A 19,638-nucleotide genomic window follows, 5' to 3' on the forward strand; every position below is an offset into this window, starting at 1 on the left:
ATCGCGGGCCAGAGCATGCCCACGCAAGAGAGTGCAGCGGTATCGGGAAAAGGACATGCGCCAAATCAAACCAACATCTGCGGTGTGTCGCGTGAACCCTTCTCCACGCCACACCCTGTAGCCGGCTGTCAAAGCACGAGATCGGGCGCCCTTCTGCTGCCCAGCACGCGGTCGACATTGGGCATGTCGTTGGAGGCGACCCAGTCGCTCCCGTCCTTGTCGGAGCGGCCGTGATCCCGCCAGCGCTGCAGCAGCCGCTGTTCAAGTTCTTCGCGCGGCACGTCGAGGAAGATGGTGAAGTCGAAGAGCGGGGCGAGGCCGTTCCAGGGCGGCTCGTCGAGCAGCAGATAGTTGCCTTCGACCAGGATGAACTTCCTGTCGCGCCCGATCAGCGCCGCGGCCGCCCGCGACAATTCCGCGCTGCGGTCGAAGATGGGTATGGCGATGTCGGGCTCGCCGCCGCGGATGCGCTTCAAAAGGGCCTCGAATCCGGAGAGGTCGAAGGTCTCGGGCGCGCCCTTGCGATGGCTGAGCCCGAGCTGCTCCAGGACCAAATTGTCGTAGTGGAAGCCGTCCATCGGCACGACCATGGCCGTGTTCTCGGGCAGGAGTGCCGCAAGCTGCTCGGAGACCGTCGACTTGCCGGCGCCGGGCGGGCCGGCGATCGCAACAATGAACCGCTTCGAACCGGCCGCCTTCCGGAAAAGCGTCGCAGCGACATGGGCGATCTCTGACATGCGGGCTCCTCGCAAGCACGGTCGGCCTCCGGGTTTAATAAGGCAAGTCCGGACGGCAGACCACGGAAATCGACCCCGTCAACGTCCTTGCCTTCCGGTCGGCATCCATATGACTATGTTTTCCGTCGTGACTGAGGTGGTCCCGTCGCATGTTAGAGCGCATCAAGGGCATATTGCGGGTGCAGTTGCTTCCGCTGATGGCCGGCTTCATCATCCTTGCCGCCATCATCGCTGCGCAAGGGCTGCTGATCCAGCGCCAGCGGCATGACAATGCGGCGGTGCGCCAGGCCTTCGAATTCGAGCGGCGCATCGTGCAGACCTTGTCGCTGATCCAGGACGCGGAGTCCGCCCAACGGGGCTTCCTGCTCACCAACGAGGGCGCCTATCTCCTGCCCTATACCCGTGCGGTCCAGGAACTGCCGGCCGAGATCGAGGCGATCCGGCAACTCGCGGCCCGCGACCCCAAACGCGCTTCCCAGGCAGCGATGCTGTCGGACGCCGTTCACGACAGGCTGGCCGAACTCGCCGAGACGATCGAGCGCTACAATGCGAGCGACGCCGCAGGCGCCCTGGCGCTTGTGCGCAGCAATCGCGGCAAGGTGCTGATGGACGAGATACGGGTCGTGATCGCCGAGATGCGGCAGGACGAGAATGCCCTGCTGCAGGCGCGCATCGCCGACGCCGGGCGCATCGCCGACTGGCTGCGCTACGCTTCGATCGCCGCGGTATTCGCCGTGCTTGGCCTCGGCGTGTTCAGCGTGGTCCAGTCGCGCCGGCGCATCCGCGAGATCGTCACCGCTCATGCCGAATTGACGGCGGCCAACAAGCTGCTGTCGGACGAGATCGCCACGCGGGAGGAGGCGGAGGCGCGGGTCCGCCAGATGCAGAAGATCGAGGCGGTCGGCCAGCTGACCGGCGGCATCGCCCACGACTTCAACAACATGCTGGCCATCATCGTCAGTGCTCTGAACCTTATCCAGCGCAAGCTGGCGCGAGGCGACACCGATATCGGCAAGTTTCTGGATGCCGCCGTCGACGGGGCAGACCGCGCGGCCAATCTGACCGCGCGGCTGCTCGCCTTTTCGCGCCAGCAGCCGCTTGCGCCTCGGACGATCGACGCCAACCGCCTCGTCGCCGGTATGTCGGACCTGCTGCGAAGGGCGCTCGGCGAAAGCATCCTGATCGAGACCGTGCTCGCAGGCGGCCTGTGGAAAACGCATGTCGACGCCAGCCAGCTGGAGAACGCCTTGCTCAACCTCGCCGTCAATGCGCGCGACGCCATGCCCGATGGCGGCAAGCTCACCATCGAGACGGCAAACATATTTCTCGACCAGCTTTATGCCTCGCATCATTCCGAAGTGCCGGCAGGCCAATATGTGCTGGTTGCTGTCACGGACACGGGCAGCGGCATGCCGCCCGACATCGTGGCCAAGGCCTTCGATCCGTTCTTCACAACCAAGACGGCCGGCAAGGGAACGGGCCTCGGACTGAGCCAGATATTCGGGTTCGTCAAGCAGTCGCGCGGCCATGTCGCGATCTATTCGGAGCCCGGCCAGGGCACCACGGTCAAGATCTACCTGCCGCGACACTTCGGCGACAACGAAGAGGCGGAACCCAAGGACGAGAAAGCCGAACCCGCTCGCAAGCCGAGCGAGACGATCCTGGTCGTGGAGGACGATGAGCGCGTGCGTACCGTGACGGTGGAGGCGCTGCGCGAGCTCGGCTACCGCGTGATCCAGGCGGGAAGCGCGGCCGAGGCGCTGCGCAAGCTGGAGACGCATCCGGCGGTCTCGCTGCTGTTCACCGACATCGTCATGCCCGGCGTGAGCGGCCGCAAGCTGGCCGACCAGGCCCTTGCCGCTCATCCCGGACTCAAGACCCTGTTTACGACGGGTTTCGCCCGCAATGCCGTCTCTCACAACGGGCTGCTCGACCATGGCGTCAACTTCATCGCCAAGCCGTTCAGCATCGAGCAGCTCGCGAGGAAGATCCGCGAGGTGCTCGACGGCTGAAGCGTTCCATATGGATGTAACCTCTTCCGTCTCCGAAAGCGGTACCGGCTTTCGGGCGGATAGGGTAAATCAGCACAAGCCCGGCCGCCGTACGAAACGGCTGGACAGCGAGACGGACACGACCGGAGGAGAACGCCGATGCCGAGCGCCACGACCGCCAAGCCGCCCTACCGCGCAGACCATGTCGGCAGCCTGTTGCGCCCGGAAAGGGTGAAGCAGGCGCGCAAGCGCTTCTTCGAGGACAAATCGATCGACCGGGAAGAGCTCTCGGCGGTCGAAGACGAGGCCATCCGTGAAACGGTACGCATGCAGCAGAATGCCGGCCTGCTCGCCGTCACCGACGGTGAAATGCGGCGCTCCTTCTGGCACTATGACTTCATGGGAGCGCTGACCGGCTTCGAGCTTGTCGAGCGCGACGAGGGTGTGCAGTTCCACGGGGCAAAGCTTCGGCCGATCTTCCCCACCATCACCGGCCGGCTCGATTTCCCCGATGATCATCCGATGCTCGACCACTACAAGTATCTCGCCTCGGTGACCGATGTGACGCCGAAGATATCGATACCGGGGCCAAGCTGCTGCCATTTCCGGACGGCCAAGGACGACATCCATCCGAAGGAATATCGCGACGTCGAGATCCTGTTCGACGACCTGGCGAAAACCTATGCCAAGGCGGTGAAGGCCTTCTATGACGCGGGATGCCGCTACCTGCAGATGGACGACATCTTCTTCGCCTATCTGTGCGACCCGAAGATCCGCGCGCAGAAGGCGGCTGAAGGCACCGACCCGGACTGGCTGATCTCGAAATATGCCAGGGTGATGCACGATGCGATCGCCGCGCGGCCCGACGACATGCTGATCGCCATGCATATGTGCCGCGGCAACTTCCAGTCGACCTGGGTGGCGGAGGGCGCCTACGATCCCGCGGCCGACGCGGTGTTCAACGAAACCGGGATCGACGTCTATTTCATGGAGTATGACAGCGAGCGGGCCGGGGGACTGGAGCCGCTGAGGCTGCTGCCCAAGGGCAGGAAGCGGATGTTGCCGGGCTTCATCACGACCAAGTCCGGCGAACTCGAGAAGCTCGACGATCTCAAGCGGAAGTTTGACGCCGCCTCGCAATTCGCCGACATCGGCCAGCTCGGCATCGCTCCGCAATGCGGCTTCGCCTCGACCGAGGAAGGCAACAAGATCAGCGAGGACGACCAGAAGCGCAAGCTCGACCTGGTCGTGCGGACGGCGGAGGCGATCTGGGGCGGCGTCGACAAATAAAGCATGTCTCTCGAAAGGGGATACCGGTTTCGGGAAAAAGACATGCGATAAATCAAGAAATACAGCGTATCGCTTGAATCCTATTCCACGCGACACGCTGTGGTGTCGGTGGCCTCAATCGCCGGCGCGGCCCCTCCGGGCCGCTTGGCTTTCGCGCCAACGGGCGCGGGCCACGCAGTCGCGCGCTCCAACGGCCGATATTGTCGACCGTTGGCAAAGTCCCGGCGCATCGGTTGCCGCCCGGTCATGACACCGGTCGCTCCTCCCATTGCCGAGATGCACGAGGCCGAGTGCGGGTTATTCACGGGAAAAACACTTTCTTCACGTCCGGAGAGCAAAATTCCGCCGATGTCGCGATAGCTTCGCGAAAGTTGCCGCGTATAAGCAGACTACGACCTTCAAGCATCCGGGTAGCATCCTTGCCGAGCGCGCTTCACAATCCTCTCACCCGCCGGGCAGCCGTCTTCCTGTTTCTTGCCCTTGCCGTCGCCGGCTGCACGACGACCGAGCTGGAGCCGATCCAGCCGACCCCGCTTTCTTCGACGCGCTATGCGGCGATCGTGGTCGACGCCAGGAACGGGCGCATGCTCTACCAGTCAGGAGCAGAGGAAGCGCGCTTTCCGGCATCCCTCACCAAGATGATGACGCTCTACCTCCTGTTCGAGGCGATCGACGCGGGCCGGGTTTCGAAGACGACGGAGATTCCGGTCTCCGACCATGCGCGCTCGCAGCCGCCGAGCAAGATCGGATTCCGGCGCGGTGAGACGATCGACGTCCAATCGGCGATCCATGCGCTGGCCACCAAGTCGGCCAACGACGTCGCGGTGGCGGTGGCCGAATATCTCGGCGGCACCGAGGACGCCTTCGCGGCGACGATGACGGCCAAGGCACGCGTCATCGGCATGCGCGCCACCGTGTTCCGCAATGCGTCGGGACTGCCCGACGGCGACCAGCGCACGACGGCGCGCGACATGGCCGTGCTCGGCATGGCGTTACGCCAGCGCTTCCCCCATCACTATCATTATTTCGGCGAGCAGGACTTCGTCTTCCGCGGCAGGACCATACGCGGCCATAATGACCTGATCGGAAGGGTGCGCGGCGTCGACGGCATCAAGACCGGCTATGTCAGGGCGTCGGGCTTCAACATCGTCACTTCGGTGAACGACGGCGGACGCCGGCTGATCATCGTGGTCATGGGCGGCGACACCGCCAGGAGCCGCAACGACCATGTCGAGGAGCTGATCCAGCGTTACCTGCCGGCAGCAAGCAGCTGACGGAAGCGGGCAGCGGGACAAATCCGGGGCCCATCTATTCCGGCAGGGCCGCGATGGCGCGGATCTCCATCAGGCCGCCGGGCACGACGAGTTCGGCGACGCCGATCGCGGTCCACGCGGGATAAGGTTCCTTCAGATAGCGGTCCTTGACGCGGACGAAGGCCTCCATGTGACGGCCGATGTCGACGTGATAGGTGGTGATCTCGACGATGTCGCCCAGGCCCGCGCCGGCCTCGGCCAGGATCGCGGCCAGCGCCTCGAAGGCGGTGGCGAACTGCGCCTCGGGGTCACGCACCGCGCGCAGCGCCGCGAGGCCCGCATCGGGAGCCGCCGTCGTCGAGCGCGCGCCTTCGAGCGCCGCCTTGCCCGGCGCCTCGCCGTCGACGCTTGTGCCGATGATGCCGGAGCAATAGACCATGCCCCTGGAGACCACGGCCGGCGCGAAGTGCCAACCCTCATAGACACCCTTCAAGGCCTCCGGAACGATGGTCCTGCGTGTGCTCATGCCACTGCCCTCCTGCTTTCGTCGGCGGGCATCTATGCCGATCCGACCGGGGATTGGAAGACGGTCAGGGCAGCAGTAACGTCGATGCGCGGCCGCTGGTGAGGTCGGCGACCTGCCGCAGGATCGCTTCGGCTTCCGCCTCGGGAAGCGACAGCACCAGGTCCGCACCGGCGGCGACGAAATGCGTTTCGACGATTGCGACGCCCGGCACGGCGGAAAGCCGCGCCTTGACCGTTGCCAGATCGCCGAAGCCGCAGCCTACCTTGGCCTTGACGGTGGCGACGAGGGGCAACTTGGTCGCCGATCTGAGGCAAAGGCCCGCCGTTCCGCCATAGGCCCGCACCAGCCCGCCGCTGCCGAGCAATATGCCGCCGAACCAGCGCGTCACCAAGACGGCGACGCGATCGAGGGCCTGGCCGTCGATCACCTGCAGGATCGGCTTGCCAGCAGTGCCGCTCGGCTCGCCGTCGTCGAAGAAGCGACAGTTCTGGCCGACACGCCACGCCCAGCAATTGTGGTTCGCCGCGGCCTCGGCGTGGCGCGCGACGAAGTCTCGCGCTTCGTCTTCGCTCGACACCGGGCCGGCGACCGCGCGGAAACGGCTTTTCTTCACCTCCTGGCCGGCGGTTTCGACGCGCTCGAGCGTGAACATGTCGGGCAAACTCGGGCAGCCCCCTAGACCGGCCGGCGTGCCGCCGGCAACGGCGCTGCCTCTTTGTGTGCTCCAGGTATCGTGTTTTCGCCGAGACCGGTATCCATCTCCGTGTCCGATCCCTTACCGAGGCGCCGTATACTGCTCGTCCGCGACGTGCTCCAGCCAATCGACCGCCTTGCCGTCCAGCGCTTCCTGGAGCGCGATATGGGTCATCGCCGTCGTGGCGCCCGCGCCGTGCCAGTGCTTTTCACCGGGTCCGAACCAGACCACGTCGCCGGCGCGGATCTCCTTGACGGGGCCGCCCCAGGACTGCGCCCAGCCGCAGCCGGACGTGACGACAAGGCTCTGGCCAAGCGGATGGGTGTGCCATGCGGTCCGCGCACCCGGCTCGAAAGTGACGCTGACGGCGCGCAGCCGCGCCGGTTCCGGCGTCTCGATAAGCGGATCCTGCCGCACCGCACCGGTGAAATAGTCCGGCGACGGCTTCGCCGACGGCCGCGAACCGCAACGCTTGATATCCATGGGGATCGTTCCTTCCACTGTCCTCGAAGAACATAAGGCGATGACGCTCGCCCGAACAGACCGAGCGCACCGGCGCACGCATACGCGGCGCTATCGCCATTTCACCGTTGAAGCCTGCGAACGCATCGGCTATGAAGCGCGTGATCGGGCTCGCCCGGTCGCGCGCCGAAGCGCTCATCTGCTTCGGCCGGGCACCCGTAGCTCAGCTGGATAGAGTGCTGCCCTCCGAAGGCAGAGGTCACAGGTTCGAATCCTGTCGGGTGCGCCATTTCAGTACAGAACTGCGAACCGCAAACGCCGCCGATTCCCCGCTCGAAGCGGCGACGAGGCTTTGAAACAGGTCCGATTTCCTCCCCATGATGCGAACCTCGTCATCGGCGACCTCAACGCGCTGGGCAAAGGCGCGCAGGTGGTCCCGCCGATAGCCGCCTCCTTCAATCCGCAGGCTGCTGCGTGCGGTTTCCGAAAGCGCGTCGATCATGTCTGGCGTAACGGCCCGGTGCCCGGAGCTGTCAAGTGTCGCCCGTATCCGCTCGGCGTCCGCCGCCGCCTGATCGCGGATCGCTTTGAGATTGGCGATCCGGTCCTTCAGTCCCGTGTCGTCCAGCGCGGCCACACCCGTTTCGATCGCATCGTAGAGCCGACCCAATCGCTGATCCGTCTCGGTGATTCGCCGATTTAAATCAGCCAGGTGTTCACGCCGGCGTTCGGCTCGTTCCTGCCGGCGATCGAGAAGGCTCGACAGGATCGTCTCCAACCGCTTCGGTTGGAGAAGGCGCTCTTCAAGATGGCGCGCGACCAGATGATCGAGCTTATCCATTCGGATCGAACGCCCTTCGCAGCCGACCTTGCCTTGCCGCGCTTTGGTCGAGCAGGTGTAATAGGTGTACTGCCCGCCATTGCCCTTGCCAGTGCGCAGCGTCATCGCACCGCCGCACTTCGCGCAGAAGCAGATGCCGGTGAGCAGCGTCGGACCACTCGTAACTCGCGCGGGCACCAACATCGGATTGCGCGATTTGAGACGCGCCTGAACGGCGTCGAACGTCTCCCTCTCTATCAGCGGCGGCACCGCCATGATCGATACCTCGTTCTCCGGCTTCCTCTCGCGGTTCTTGAAAGAGCGTGTGTTGAATCGGTGCTCGCCGATATAGGTCGTGCGGGTCAGGATCGCGTGGATTTGCGCCAGGCCCCATTTCCCGCCGTCACGGGTGAACATGCGGCGTTCGTTGAGATAGGTCGCAATGGCCATGACGCCCTTCGGGCCAGACGTACCGCCGCCTTCGAGGAACAGGCGATAAATGAGCCTGACCGTTTCCGCGTGCAGCGGATCGATCTCTAGCTTCTTCTTGATCTTCGATCCACGCTGCTCGGCCGCGACGACGCGATAGCCAATGGGCGGTCGCGCGCCGTTCCAAAAACCCTGACGGGCGTTCTCGTTCATGGCGCGCAGGACGTGCTTGGCGTTCTCCTTCGATTGGTACTCGTCGAACAGGGCCATGATCTGCCGCATCATGACGTGCATGGGATCGTCGCCCATCTCCTGCGTGATGGAGACGAGCTTGACGCCATTCTTCGCCAGCTTCCTGACATAGAATTCCAGCTCGAAGTGATCGCGGAAGAAGCGCGAGAAACGGTGAACTACGACGACATCGAACGGCGCAGGCTTCGATGTGCCGGCTTCGATCATGCGCTGGAATTCCGGGCGGCGGTCATTGGTGGCGGAAGCTCCAGCCTCCACGAAGGTTTCGACAAGCTGGTATCCACGCGAAGCACAATAGGATTCACCCTGCTTACGCTGATCCGGGATCGACACATCATGCTCGGCCTGCCGCGTCGTCGAGACGCGCAGATAGAGCGCCGCGCGCTGCACGATATGCGGACTTTGAATGTTCATGGGCGGCCTCCCTTCGCTTCGCGCCGTTCGAGCAAGGGCAGCTCCAGGGCCACCCGATCGTGCAATACCTTCGGCATGATCTTCCGGCCATTGCCAGGCTCCATACTGACGAGACCGTAGCCCGCCATGGTCTTGAGTGTTCGAGACAGGCTCGACTTCGCCCGCCCGGTGATCTGCGACAGCTCCTCCAGCGAACCGGGTGCTTGCTCGTCGATGACGCGCAGCAGTTCGCGATTTCCGCTGGAGAGCACCTGCGCGAAAGATTCAGTGGAGGTGAACCACACCTTCGGATCGTCCGCCGCCGACTTTTCCTCGCCGCGCGCGATCCGCATGGTGCGGGCCTTCATCTCGTCGTAGTCGGCAATCCCGACTTTCAAGGTGGTCATAACACGCCTCGCTCCTTCAACACCGCGTCCACCGCCTGCCAGAAGTCGGCCAGTAGCGTGGCCGCGTCCTCCCAGGCGTATGGCTTCACGGTCTGGAGGCGGTGGCGGTGGTCCATCGGCTCTCCCCTTCTGCCCCGGCCGACCGGATGGGCGTTGTCAAAGCCGACCAGCCGCTCGCCCGAAGGCCCGTGAAGCGTGAGCGAGTAATCGAGGCCGTGCGGCTTTTCCGGTGAGACCGGAATGCGGGTGACGACGAACCTCACCCAATGACCGCCCTCGGGATCGACAACAAGCACCTGACCGTCAAGGTCCAGTAGCGTGTCGAGGCTCGGATCACGATCCTCGCTCATGGCTTATTGTTAACATCAGATGTTAACTTATTCAAGCCCTCATTACCTTCGGCATCAAGGGGGCCGAACAGCCGGTCGAAAGCATCGCCGAAATAGCGCTCGAAAATGTCCACCTCGGCTTCGGTGACCGGCACACGCTCCGGCCAATCGTCGATGACGGGCAGCTTCTCGACATCGAAAGTGCCAGACCACGGGTTGCGGCGGCGTGGCGCGCGCGACGGCGCGAGATCGTCGCCATAATTGTAAAGGTCGTCAGGAAGTGCTTGCGGGGCTAGCCGTTGTGGCCGCCCCCTGCGGGCGCGGGACTCTTGTGCGGACATTGAATCCTCCGTGGTTCGCGATTGAAAACCGAGCGTCAGGAGGCCCGGATTTATGCGAAGCATGGAGGGAGATCGGCGGCCGGTAGCGTGCCGCATTTGCGCTCGCGCGCCAGCGGCACCCCTGCATAGAAAGCGGGGGGCCGCGGCGGCGGATCAGCTTGGCGTCCGCCGTGCTTTCGCGAAGCCGCGATCGGTGGCGATGAAGCGCTCCAGCATCGGCACGATCAGCTTGGCCGGCTCGATCGGTGCGCCACCTTCGGCCAGGAGGCGGCCGTATTCGATCAGGTCGCGGTGGAGTGCGGCGGGCAGCTCCAGCGCGATCCTGACGGGCTTGTCGTCAGCGATGGGACCGAGTTTCAGCTTGGTCATGGTCAGCTCCTATAGGGCTCGAACACGATGTCGCGCGTGACGATGACCCTGACCGGGAAACCGGGCCGGATGGTCAGCGTGGGCGCGACCTGCAACTGTCGTTGGATGATCTGCTGACCGGCTTGGTTGACCGTATCCTGTGCGCCGTCTCGGATGGCGCGGATCAGGCGGTCATTGTCGTCGGCGGCGAGTTCCGCGCCGACGCCGAGCAGGGTCGAGAGCGCAGCGGCCTTGGCGAGGTCCCACCAGTGATAATCGACGCCATCCTCAAGGCCGGCGTACCCTTGCGTGTCGGCGCCGGGCTGGCGCTCGAGAACGATCGAGCGGCCATTCGGCATGATGAGCCGGTTCCAGACAAGCAGCACGCGGCGCTGTCCGAACTGCACGTTGTTGTCATACTGGCCGATCAGGCGCGTGCCCTGCGGCACGAGCAGGATACGCCCGGTCGGGCTGTCGTAGATGTTCTCCGTGACCTGGGCAGTGATCTGGCCGGGAAGATCGGAACGGATGCCGGTGATGAGCGCCGCCGAGATGACGGCGCCGGCCTGAAGCACGAAGGGCGAAGCCGGCGGCGTGACGCGATCGGGCGTGACCGTGCGGCGGTCGGCCGCCGCGTTGAGGAAAGCGAGCTGCTTGTCCTGTCCGGTGGCGGGCTGGCCCGCTGCGCCGGCCAAGTCGAGACCCGCGAGACCGGGCATCGCGCCGGATGGCGTGGCGGCTGTAGAGCCCTGCCGCGACTGGAAGAAGACGGTGCTGAGACGGGCGGCCTCTTCCTCGGCGCGGCGTCGCTGTTCGGCCTCGCTGACGCCGGGCGCCGGAACCGCGGGTGTCACGACGGGCTGGCCGTTGTTCTGGGCGTCGAGGATCGGTCGGCCGAGATCGCCGGGCAGCGCCGGTCCCAGGACCGGGCCGGTATAGTCCTTCGGCAATCCGGCGAGACCATCGGCGGTCTGGCGGTTGTTGGTCGAATAAAGCTCCTCACCGCCATCGCCGGGCGCGCGGGTCTGGAGCGCGTAGATCAGCGATCCGCCGATGCCGACCAGGGCGACGGCGGCGACGCTGGCGAGCATCTTGCGCGACAGTCGAGTGACACGCGGCGGCTCGCTACGCAGGCGCATGGGTTCGGCGTTGGTGTCTGGGGTCTCGGTCATGATTGCGGCCTCCCGTCGGTGCGTACGATCCTGACGGTCTGCTGGCGGTCGCTGGCCCCAAGGCGCAGCTCGGCCGCGCCGAACAGCCGGTCGACGATCAGGATGTGTTGATAGATGCGGCTGTTGACGATCTGGGTTTCGCCGTTCGGGCCGATGACAAAGATCGGCGGCATCTCGCCCTGCACGATCCCGCGCGGGAACTCGACATAGACGCGGCGGCCGTCGTCATAGACGGCGATGGGCTTCCACGGCGGATTGTCGCCGGTGAGGCCGTAGCGATAGTTGCGCGCGGCGACAGCCGGAATGACCGGCGTTGCCGGAAGGGCTTGGCTGCCGCCGCCTGCCGGCTGCGGATAGGCCCAGGCGACGGCGGGCATATAGGGCTTCTCACCCGAACGAAGCTCGATCATGTAGGTGCGCTTGTCGGTCGTGATGACGAGATTGGTGGTGATGTCGGCGCGCGAGGGCTTCACCAGCACGAGGACACGGCGACCGACGCCGGAGCCGGATTCGGTATCGCCGATGATCCAGCGGGCGGTGTCGCCTGCCGCGATCGGCCCGGAGCCGGTCAGACTCTCGCCCGGTTCGAGCGCGATGCTCGTGATCTGGCCGGGCGCGGCATAGACTTGATAGAGCGCGCCTTCCGACCACGGATAGACCTGGATGGCGTTGTAATAGCCTTCGCGGCGTGGCTGCACGCGCGCGGCGGCATTGGCGTTCTCGACGCGGCCGGTCGGCGTGCCGGCGGTCTCGCCGCCGCGTGCGACGGTCCAGGCCGGCGGTGTGTTGAGAGGCTTGGGGCGCAGGTCCATCACGGTGACGGGCACGGCGGGCAGCGGCGGCACGCTGGCGTCGTAGCTGATCTCGGGCGGCCTATTGGTAGCACAGCCGGCGAGCGCCGATGCGGACAGCAAGAGGACGATGGCGGCAGGCTTGCGTAAAGTGCTGCTCATTGGCCCATCTCCCGCGACCAGTTGATGGCGTTGACGTAGATGCCGAGCGGATTGGCCTTCAGCCGTTCGGCGTCGCGCGGCGGCTGAAGCGTGATCGTCAGGATCGCGGTCCAACGCTGGGTCGAGGCGAGCGCGCCGTTCTCGAATTGCCGCTCCATCCAGGCGACACGGAAGCTGTCGGGTGATGCGCGAATGACGCTGGAGACGTCGACGGCGATCTGCTGCTTGCCGACCTTGGCGAACGGATCGTTGGTACGGGCATAGTCGTTGAGCGCAGCCGCGCCGCGATCGGTCGTCCAGTCATAGGCGCGAAGCCAGTTCTGTCGGACGATGATCGGATCGGCGGGGATGCTCCTGACCTGCTCGATGAAGCGGCCGAGATGCCAAGCGATCTGCGGATCGGTCGGACGGAAGTCCGCCACGGCCGGCGCAACAGCCTGCGACTGGCCGAGCTTATCGACCTGAACGACCCAGGGTACGACGGTCCCGCGCGCGGACTGGATGACGAGCGCCCCGGCGAAGCCTGCCGAGAGGATCAGCGAGCCGAAGGCCATGTAGCGCCAATTCTTGGCCTGCACGCGGGCGGAGCCGATGCGTTCGTCCCAGACCTGGCCGGCCTTCTGATAGGGCGTCTCGGGTTGGACGGTCTTGCCGTAATGGGCGGCGGGTCTTTTGAAGAGGTTCATGAGCGGTCGCTTTCAGAGAGGTTGATGGAAGAACCGGAGCCGTGGCTGTCGCCGGAGCGGACGGCATGGGCGGCGGCGCTGACGCCGTGGCTGACCGTCTGGCCGCGCTTCATGCGCTTGGCCCAATCGGGCGGTGTGCCGTCCGTCGTGGCCGATGGCGTGGGCGCGGCTGCTGCGGCGTCTCCGCCGACTGTTCCCATGGTGGAGCTGCCGCCGGTCGCGCCGAAGCCAGCCTTCGCGCCGTCGCTGAAGCTGGATTTGAGGCTGGCAGCCGCGCGGCGCAGCGGCGACGACGCGGCATTGCCGGTGGCGCTGCCCGCCGCGCGGGCGACGCCGCCAATGCCCGATGCGACGCCGGAGGCGCCGGACTTGCCGAGCGAATAGGCCGACGATGCCGCGCCCGCCGCGGTCGCGCCGCCGCGTGCTGCCGCCGCTCCGCCGGAGAGCAAAGCCGTGCCGCCCTTGGCGGCGAGCATCGCCCCGCCGCCGACGGCCATGGCGGCGCCGCCGACCGCGAGGCCGGTGCCCACGGCAGCACCCGCGCCAAGCTGCGGGCCGCCGCTCACGAGGCCGTTGGCGATACCAGGGCCGAAGATGCCGAGACCGACTAGCGAGAGCGCGGCGAGCACGACGGCCATGGCATCGTCGATGCTCGGAGTCTGTCCGCCGAAGCCTTGGGTGAACTGGCTGAACAGGGTCGAGCCGATACCGATGATGACGGCGAGCACCAGAACCTTGATGCCGCTGGAAATGACGTTGCCGAGCACCTTTTCGGCCATGAAGGCGGTCTTGCCGAACAGGCCGAACGGGATGAGGACGAAGCCCGCCAGCGTCGCCAGCTTGAACTCGATCAGAGTGACGAAGAGCTGGATGGCGAGGATGAAGAAGGCGAGGATCACCAGTGCCCAGGCGAAGAGCAGGCACGCGATCTGGATGAAGTTCTCGAAGAAGGCCACCCATCCCATCAGGTCGGAAATGGATTCGAGCAGCGGCCGGGCGGCGTCGAGGCCGGTCTGTGCAACCTTGCCGGGGCGCATCAGGTCGGCGGCGGAGAAACCTGTTCCGCTAGCCTTCAAGCCAAGGCCCGCAAAGCTGTCGAAGAGGATCTTCGCGAGATTGTTCCAGTTGCCGATCAGGTAGGCAAAGATGCCGACGAACAGTGTCTTCTTGACGAGCCGCGCCATGATGTCGTCATCGGCGGCCCAGGACCAGAACAGCGCGGCCAAGGTCACGTCGATGACGATCAGCGTCGTGGCGATGAAGGCCACTTCGCCGGACAGGAGGCCGAACCCTGAGTCGATATAGCGGGTGAAGGTTCCTAGAAACGAGTCGATGACGCCTGCGCCGCCCATGGCTCACCTTCCTTCCGGTGCGGCCGGCGCGGGCGCGCGGCCAAGGAAGCGGTCGCGGGTCTCGGACCAGACGCGCAGGCAATCGGCATCGTCGGCCGCTTTCTGGCCGAGCCTTTGGCATCGGCGCTGGTCTTCGCGCAGGGGATCGCGGTCGGGTTGGTGAAGGGCAGCCGGCGAAGATGCCGGCGCGTCCTCCTTGCGGGTCATCTCGATCGCCGTTGCCGTGACGGCGACAGCGACGAACACGATAGCACCGAGGCGGGCCAACATCTTGCCGTCCATGAGGATGCTCCTTCTGGCGATTACTTGCCGCTGTTGAACATCTGGGCGTTGCCGGGCGTGTAGCCGGCGCCGGGCGTGAGGAAGCGGCGGCGCTGTTCACGCCCCTGTTCGGCGGCGGCGGCGCGTTCCGCATCGGTCAGCGCGCTCGCCCGGCCATTGGCCGAGACGACCGCGACGAGATCGGAAAGCTGCTGCGACTGGAGCGCGAGGAGCTGGTTGCCCGCCTGCGTCGCCTGAAGCGCGCCGGTCGCGCCCTGGCTCTGGCTGACAAGCGCCGACATCTGCGTGCGGTTCGAGTCGATGTTGCCGACGACGCCGGCCTGCACGCGCATCGCGTCCTGCAAGCCGCCGACGGTGTTCTGCCAGCGCGAACGGGCATTGGCCACGAGCTGCTGATCGCTCGTGGACATCGAGACGTTCCCGTATTTCTGGGAGAACATCTGGTCGATCTGCTGGACGTTGAAGGCGATGCCCTGCGCCTGCTGGAGAAGCTGCTGGGTGCGCTGGACGTTCTGCTGAAGCTGCTGGAGCGCCGAGAACGGCAGGCTGGCGAGGTTCTTCGCCTGATTGATGAGCATCTGCGCTTCGTTCTGAAGCGAGGTGATCTGGTGGGTGATCTGCTCCAACGTGCGCGCGGCGGTCAGGACGTTCTGCGCGTAGTTGGAGGGATCAAAGACGATGATGGCGTGCGCGGGCGTCCCCACCATCGGCGAGATCACGAGCGGCGCGGCCGCGAGCATGGTTGCGGCGAGCGCCATGGCGTGCGAGCGGAAACGACGGATCATCATGGTCAGGACTCCTTTGCTGCAGTGGGAAAAGTCGGGATGAGGTCGGCCGCCCATCCGGCGTCGCGGGCACGTAGCCACGCGGCGAGGAAACCTTCGCGGCCGTGTTCGACGACGAGGTTGGCGATCAGCGTCTGATCGGATTTGGAGGAGGAGGCGCAGAGCGCGAGGCCGACTTGCGCGAGGCCCAGCTCGAACAGGCGGTTGCCGCGCCGCGACTGGCAGTAATAGTCCCGCTTGGGCGTCGCCCGCGCCAGGATCTCGATCTGGCGATCGTTGAGGCCGAAGCGGCGATAGATCGCCGTGATCTGCGGCTCGATCGCGCGTTCATTCGGCAGCAAGAGCCGCGTCGGGCAGCTTTCGATGATGGCCGGCGCGATGCTCGAATTTTCGATGTCGCTGAGCGACTGTGTGGCGAAGATGACGGACGCGTTCTTCTTGCGCAGCGTCTTCAGCCATTCGCGGAGCTGGCCGGCGAAGCCGTCATCATCGAGAGCGAGCCAGCCTTCGTCGATGATGAGCAGCGTCGGGCGGCCGTCGAGCCGGTCGCCGATCCGGTGGAAGAGATAGGCGAGCACGGCGGGCGCGGCCCCTGTGCCGACCAGCCCCTCGATCTCGAACGCCTGCACGTCGGCGCTGCCCAGATGTTCGGCCTCGGCATCGAGCAGCCGTCCATAGGCCCCGCCGACGCAATAGGGCCGGAGCGCCTGCTTGATGTCATTGGACTGGAGCAGGACGACGAAGCCTGTGATGGTGCGCTCTTCGACCGGCGCGGACGCGAGCGAGGTCAGTGCCGTCCAGACATGCTCCTTCACCTCGGGCGTGATCGTGATGCCCTCGCGCATCAGGATCGCCACGATCCAGTCGGCCACCCAGGCGCGTTCGTAGGAGTCGTGGATGCGGGCGAGCGGCTGGAGCGAGACGGAAGCGTCGGAGCCTTCGGTGAGACCGCCGCCGAGATCGTGCCAGTCGCCGCCCATAGCGAGCGCGGCGGCGCGGATCGAACCGCCGAAGTCGAAGGCGAAGACCTGGGAGCGTTCGTAGCGCCGGAACTGCAACGCCATCAGCGCGAGCAGCACGGACTTGCCCGCGCCGGTCGGGCCGACGACCAGCGTATGGCCGACGTCGCCGACATGAAGGGATAACCGGAACGGGGTCGAGCCTTCGGTCTTGCCGTAAAGCAAGGGGGGCGCACCGAAATGCTCGTCCCGTTCCGGCCCCGCCCACACCGCCGAAAGCGGGATCATGTGGGCGAGATTCAAAGTGCTGATGGGAGGCTGGCGGACATTGGCGTAAGCGTGGCCGGGCAAGCTGCCGAGCCAGGCATCGACCGCGTTGACGGTCTCGACCATGGCCGTGAAATCGCGGCCCTGAATGACCTTCTCGACGAGGCGCAGCTTTTCGTCGGCGATGCGCGGGTCGGCGTCCCAGACGGTGATCGTCGCGGTGACATAGGCCATGCCGGCGACATCGGCGCCGAGTTCCTGCAAGGCCATGTCGGCGTCGGCGGCCTTGTTGGACGCATCGGTATCGACCAACGCCGACGCCTCGTTGGTCAGGACTTCCTTGAGGATCGCGGCAATCGACTTGCGCTTGGCGAACCATTGGCGGCGGATTTTGGTCAGCAGCTTGGTCGCGTCGGTCTTGTCGAGCAGGATCGCGCGTGTGCTCCAGCGATACGGAAAGGCGAGCCGGTTGAGGTCGTCCAGCAGGCCGGGTGTCATGGCGGTCGGAAAGCCGATGATGGTGAGGATGCGCAGATGTTCGCTGCCGAGGCGCGGTTCGAGCCCGCCGGTCAGCGGCTGATCGGCAAGCAGCGCATCGAGATAGATCGGCGTCTCGGGCACGCGGACGCGGTGCTGGTTGGTCGAGACGGTCGAGTGCAGATAGGTCAGCGTCTCGCCGTCATCGAGCCACGCGCATTCGGGCATGAAGCCGTCGAGCAGCGCGAGGACGCGGCCGGTGCGGTCGGTGAAGGTGCGCAGGATTTCTTGGGGATCGACGCCGGTGCGCTCGCGGCCCTCATAGAGCCAGGTTTCGGCGCGGGCGGCTTCCTCGGCCGGCGGCAGATAGACGAAGGTCAGATAATAGCCCGACACGAAATGCGCGCCGGCTTCCTCGAAATCGGCCTTGCGCTCGGCGTCGACCAGGCCGGACGCCGCATCGGGAAGCACGCTGTCGGGATAGGTCGCGGCCTCGGAGCGCTGTGCCTCGACAAAAATGCTCCAACCGGAGCCGAGGCGGCGAAAGGCGTTGTTGATGCGGCCGGCGACGGCGACCAGCTCGGCGGCGACGGCGCTGTCGAGATCGGGGCCGCGAAAGCGCGCGGTGCGCTGGAAGCTGCCGTCCTTGTTGAGCACGACGCCTTCGGCGGCGAGCGCGACCCAGGGCAGATAGTCCGCGAGGCGGCTGGCGCTGCGGCGATATTCGGCGAGGTTCATCATGGGTGCGCCTCCTTCAGACTGCGAGGTGGCCGGGGATGCGCAGATGGCGGCGTCCGACTTCGACGAAGAGTGGATCGCGCTTGGCCGCCCAGACCGCCGCGAAATGGCCGACGGCCCAGATGAGCAGACCGACCAGCCAGAGACGCAGGCCGAGGCCCACGGCCCCGGCCAGCGTCCCGTTGAGGATCGCGATGGAGCGCGGCGCGCCGCCGAGCAGGATGTGCTCGGTCAGCGCGCGGTGAACCGGGACGGTGAAGCCCGGCACGTCCAGTTGCTCGAACGCGACCGCCATCAGACGAGCGCCCCGCCGCCGAACGAGAAGAACGACAGGAAGAAGCTCGACGCGGCGAAGGCGATCGACAGGCCGAAGACGATCTGGATCAGCTTGCGGAAGCCACCCGACGTGTCGCCGAAGGCAAGCGCCAGGCCCGTCGCGATGATGATGATGACCGCGATGATCTTGGCGACCGGGCCTTCGATCGACTGGAGGATTTTCTGGAGCGGCGCTTCCCACGGCATGGAGGAGCCGGAAGCGTGCGCGGCGGGCACGAGGACGAGATTGACATAGGCGACGGCGGCGACCGTCGCGACGGTGCGGCGGACGCGCATGGGGATACGGATCATGAGGGGGCTCCTGTGCTGCTGGGGGTGGCTGAGGTGATGCGGTAGTCACCGTCCGGCCCAAGCCCTTCGACACGGGCGAGCTCGGCGAGCCGGCGCGCGGACCCGCGGCCGGAGAGGACGGCAACAAGGTCGATGGTCTCGGCGATCAGGGCGCGCGGGACCGTGACGACGGCTTCCTGGATGAGCTGTTCGAGCCGGCGCAGCGCCCCGATGCCGGTGCCGGCATGGATGGTGCCGATGCCGCCGGGATGGCCGGTGCCCCAGGCTTTGAGGAGATCGAGCGCTTCGGCGCCGCGCACCTCGCCGACAGGGATGCGGTCGGGGCGCAGGCGTAGCGATGAGCGGACGAGATCGGAGAGCGTCGCGACGCCATCCTTGGTCCGCATGGAGACGAGATTGGGCGCTGCACATTGCAGCTCGCGCGTGTCCTCGATGATGACGACGCGATCGGCGGTCTTCGCCACCTCGGCCAGTAGCGCATTGGTCAGCGTGGTCTTGCCGGTGGAGGTGCCGCCCGCGACGAGGATGTTGGCGCGCGCCGCGACTGCTTCGCGTAGGGTCGCGGCCTGATCGGCGGTCATGATACTGGCGGCCACGTAGTCCGCGAGGGTGAAGACGGCGACGGCGGGCTTGCGGATGGCGAAGGCCGGCGATGCGACGACGGGCGGAAGCAAACCTTCGAACCGCTCGCCGGTTTCGGGCAGCTCGGCGGAGACACGCGGGCTTCGCGCGTGAACCTCCGCGCCGACATGATGGGCGACCAAACGCACGATGCGCTCGCCATCGGCGGGCGACAGGATTTCGCCGGTGTCGGACAGTCCTTCGGAGAGCCGGTCGATCCAGATGCGCCCGTCAGGGTTCAGCATCACCTCGACGACGGCGGGGTCTTCCAGAAAGCGTGCGATGGCCGGGCCGAGCGCCGTGCGGAGCATTCGCGCGCCGCGCTGGATCGCCTCCGGTTTCTGGTGAGAAGAAGTCATGCCGTCCCCAAAATTGAAGGGGACGCAACAGACAGTTCCCCGATCGGGGTCGATTAAAAGAGCCCGAAATCGGGCCTGTTCAACAAGT

General features: G+C 65.9%; 22 protein-coding genes and 1 tRNA gene. 4 read left to right on the plus strand and 19 right to left on the minus strand.

Features of this window, described 5'->3' with window-relative positions; all coding sequences use genetic code 11:
- Nucleotides 1-128: 128 nt before the first annotated feature.
- On the minus strand, nucleotides 129-737 hold the full coding sequence (locus tag JN302_RS03600) for a nucleoside triphosphate hydrolase (RefSeq protein WP_202310129.1): 609 nt from the start codon (nucleotides 735-737) through the stop codon (nucleotides 129-131).
- 149 nt (nucleotides 738-886) lie between these two features.
- Here JN302_RS03600 and JN302_RS03605 point away from each other — a divergent pair, with 149 nt between their 5' ends.
- From JN302_RS03605 to JN302_RS03615, 3 genes are all read left to right on the plus strand, one after another.
- Nucleotides 887-2,749, plus strand: coding sequence for a CHASE3 domain-containing protein (locus JN302_RS03605; RefSeq protein WP_244846181.1), 1,863 nt, complete (start codon nucleotides 887-889; stop codon nucleotides 2,747-2,749).
- A gap of 138 nt (nucleotides 2,750-2,887) precedes the next feature.
- On the plus strand, nucleotides 2,888-4,018 hold the full coding sequence (locus tag JN302_RS03610; protein WP_202331785.1) for a 5-methyltetrahydropteroyltriglutamate--homocysteine S-methyltransferase: 1,131 nt from the start codon (nucleotides 2,888-2,890) through the stop codon (nucleotides 4,016-4,018).
- A gap of 419 nt (nucleotides 4,019-4,437) precedes the next feature.
- Nucleotides 4,438-5,292: a D-alanyl-D-alanine carboxypeptidase family protein gene (locus JN302_RS03615; protein WP_202331786.1), complete on the plus strand. Its 855-nt coding sequence runs from the start codon at nucleotides 4,438-4,440 to the stop codon at nucleotides 5,290-5,292.
- A gap of 34 nt (nucleotides 5,293-5,326) precedes the next feature.
- On the opposite strand, the gene JN302_RS03620 is transcribed toward JN302_RS03615, so the two are convergent.
- From JN302_RS03620 to JN302_RS03630, 3 genes are all read right to left on the minus strand, one after another.
- Nucleotides 5,327-5,797, minus strand: a complete 471-nt coding sequence (locus tag JN302_RS03620) for a Rid family hydrolase (RefSeq protein WP_202331787.1) — start codon at nucleotides 5,795-5,797, stop codon at nucleotides 5,327-5,329.
- 64 nt (nucleotides 5,798-5,861) lie between these two features.
- Nucleotides 5,862-6,449 carry an IMPACT family protein gene (locus JN302_RS03625; protein WP_202331788.1) on the minus strand — a complete coding sequence of 196 codons (588 nt, stop codon included), beginning with the start codon at nucleotides 6,447-6,449 and terminating at the stop codon, nucleotides 5,862-5,864.
- Nucleotides 6,450-6,572: 123 nt separating this feature from the next.
- Nucleotides 6,573-6,974 carry a (R)-mandelonitrile lyase gene (locus tag JN302_RS03630; protein ID WP_202331790.1) on the minus strand — a complete coding sequence of 134 codons (402 nt, stop codon included), beginning with the start codon at nucleotides 6,972-6,974 and terminating at the stop codon, nucleotides 6,573-6,575.
- Nucleotides 6,975-7,165: 191 nt separating this feature from the next.
- On the opposite strand from JN302_RS03630, the gene JN302_RS03635 reads away from it, so the two are divergent.
- Nucleotides 7,166-7,242, plus strand: a tRNA-Arg gene (locus tag JN302_RS03635).
- Here the strand turns inward: JN302_RS03635 and JN302_RS03640 are convergent.
- The 15 genes from JN302_RS03640 to trbB all read right to left on the minus strand — a co-directional run bounded on the left by JN302_RS03640 (nucleotide 7,213) and on the right by trbB (nucleotide 19,550).
- Complete coding sequence (locus tag JN302_RS03640; RefSeq protein WP_446720711.1) at nucleotides 7,213-8,844, minus strand: recombinase family protein; 1,632 nt, start codon at nucleotides 8,842-8,844, stop codon at nucleotides 7,213-7,215. The two genes, JN302_RS03635 and JN302_RS03640, sit on opposite strands and share 30 nt — an antisense overlap.
- A 20-nt stretch (nucleotides 8,845-8,864) precedes the next feature.
- Nucleotides 8,865-9,254 (minus strand): HVO_A0114 family putative DNA-binding protein, encoded by a 390-nt coding sequence (locus tag JN302_RS03645; RefSeq protein ID WP_202331794.1) that lies wholly within the window; start codon nucleotides 9,252-9,254, stop codon nucleotides 8,865-8,867.
- Complete coding sequence (locus JN302_RS03650) at nucleotides 9,251-9,604, minus strand: toxin-antitoxin system TumE family protein (protein WP_202331796.1); 354 nt, start codon at nucleotides 9,602-9,604, stop codon at nucleotides 9,251-9,253. Before JN302_RS03650 ends, JN302_RS03645 begins: the two co-directional genes overlap by 4 nt.
- On the minus strand, nucleotides 9,601-9,924 hold the full coding sequence (locus tag JN302_RS03655; RefSeq protein ID WP_202331798.1) for a hypothetical protein: 324 nt from the start codon (nucleotides 9,922-9,924) through the stop codon (nucleotides 9,601-9,603). The genes JN302_RS03650 and JN302_RS03655 overlap by 4 nt, the downstream gene beginning before the upstream one ends.
- A 153-nt stretch (nucleotides 9,925-10,077) precedes the next feature.
- Nucleotides 10,078-10,293, minus strand: coding sequence for a DUF2274 domain-containing protein (locus tag JN302_RS03660; protein ID WP_092715050.1), 216 nt, complete (start codon nucleotides 10,291-10,293; stop codon nucleotides 10,078-10,080).
- Between the two features lie 2 nt (nucleotides 10,294-10,295).
- Nucleotides 10,296-11,444, minus strand: a complete 1,149-nt coding sequence (locus tag JN302_RS03665; RefSeq protein WP_202331800.1) for a TrbI/VirB10 family protein — start codon at nucleotides 11,442-11,444, stop codon at nucleotides 10,296-10,298.
- A complete protein-coding gene (trbG, locus tag JN302_RS03670) occupies nucleotides 11,441-12,397 on the minus strand; it encodes a P-type conjugative transfer protein TrbG (RefSeq protein WP_202331802.1) in 957 nt (318 codons plus the stop codon). Before trbG ends, JN302_RS03665 begins: the two co-directional genes overlap by 4 nt.
- The gene (trbF, locus tag JN302_RS03675) at nucleotides 12,394-13,083 is read right to left on the minus strand and encodes a conjugal transfer protein TrbF (RefSeq protein ID WP_202331804.1); all 690 of its coding nucleotides are present in this window, start codon (nucleotides 13,081-13,083) and stop codon (nucleotides 12,394-12,396) included. Before trbF ends, trbG begins: the two co-directional genes overlap by 4 nt.
- Nucleotides 13,080-14,435, minus strand: a complete 1,356-nt coding sequence (trbL, locus tag JN302_RS03680) for a P-type conjugative transfer protein TrbL (protein WP_202331806.1) — start codon at nucleotides 14,433-14,435, stop codon at nucleotides 13,080-13,082. Before trbL ends, trbF begins: the two co-directional genes overlap by 4 nt.
- 3 nt (nucleotides 14,436-14,438) lie before the next feature.
- Entirely contained in the window at nucleotides 14,439-14,717 is a 279-nt protein-coding gene (gene trbK-alt / locus JN302_RS03685) for a putative entry exclusion protein TrbK-alt (RefSeq protein WP_202331808.1), read from the minus strand.
- A gap of 20 nt (nucleotides 14,718-14,737) precedes the next feature.
- Nucleotides 14,738-15,505 carry a P-type conjugative transfer protein TrbJ gene (gene trbJ / locus JN302_RS03690; protein ID WP_202331810.1) on the minus strand — a complete coding sequence of 256 codons (768 nt, stop codon included), beginning with the start codon at nucleotides 15,503-15,505 and terminating at the stop codon, nucleotides 14,738-14,740.
- A gap of 2 nt (nucleotides 15,506-15,507) precedes the next feature.
- Nucleotides 15,508-17,946 carry a conjugal transfer protein TrbE gene (trbE, locus tag JN302_RS03695; protein ID WP_202331812.1) on the minus strand — a complete coding sequence of 813 codons (2,439 nt, stop codon included), beginning with the start codon at nucleotides 17,944-17,946 and terminating at the stop codon, nucleotides 15,508-15,510.
- A gap of 13 nt (nucleotides 17,947-17,959) precedes the next feature.
- Entirely contained in the window at nucleotides 17,960-18,238 is a 279-nt protein-coding gene (locus tag JN302_RS03700; RefSeq protein ID WP_013500640.1) for a VirB3 family type IV secretion system protein, read from the minus strand.
- Nucleotides 18,238-18,570 carry a TrbC/VirB2 family protein gene (locus JN302_RS03705; protein ID WP_013500639.1) on the minus strand — a complete coding sequence of 111 codons (333 nt, stop codon included), beginning with the start codon at nucleotides 18,568-18,570 and terminating at the stop codon, nucleotides 18,238-18,240. The genes JN302_RS03700 and JN302_RS03705 overlap by 1 nt, the downstream gene beginning before the upstream one ends.
- Complete coding sequence (gene trbB / locus JN302_RS03710; RefSeq protein ID WP_202331814.1) at nucleotides 18,567-19,550, minus strand: P-type conjugative transfer ATPase TrbB; 984 nt, start codon at nucleotides 19,548-19,550, stop codon at nucleotides 18,567-18,569. The genes JN302_RS03705 and trbB overlap by 4 nt, the downstream gene beginning before the upstream one ends.
- Between the last annotated feature and the right edge of the window lie 88 nt (nucleotides 19,551-19,638).

This window comes from Mesorhizobium sp. L-8-3, assembly GCF_016756615.1.
Classification (GTDB): domain Bacteria; phylum Pseudomonadota; class Alphaproteobacteria; order Rhizobiales; family Rhizobiaceae.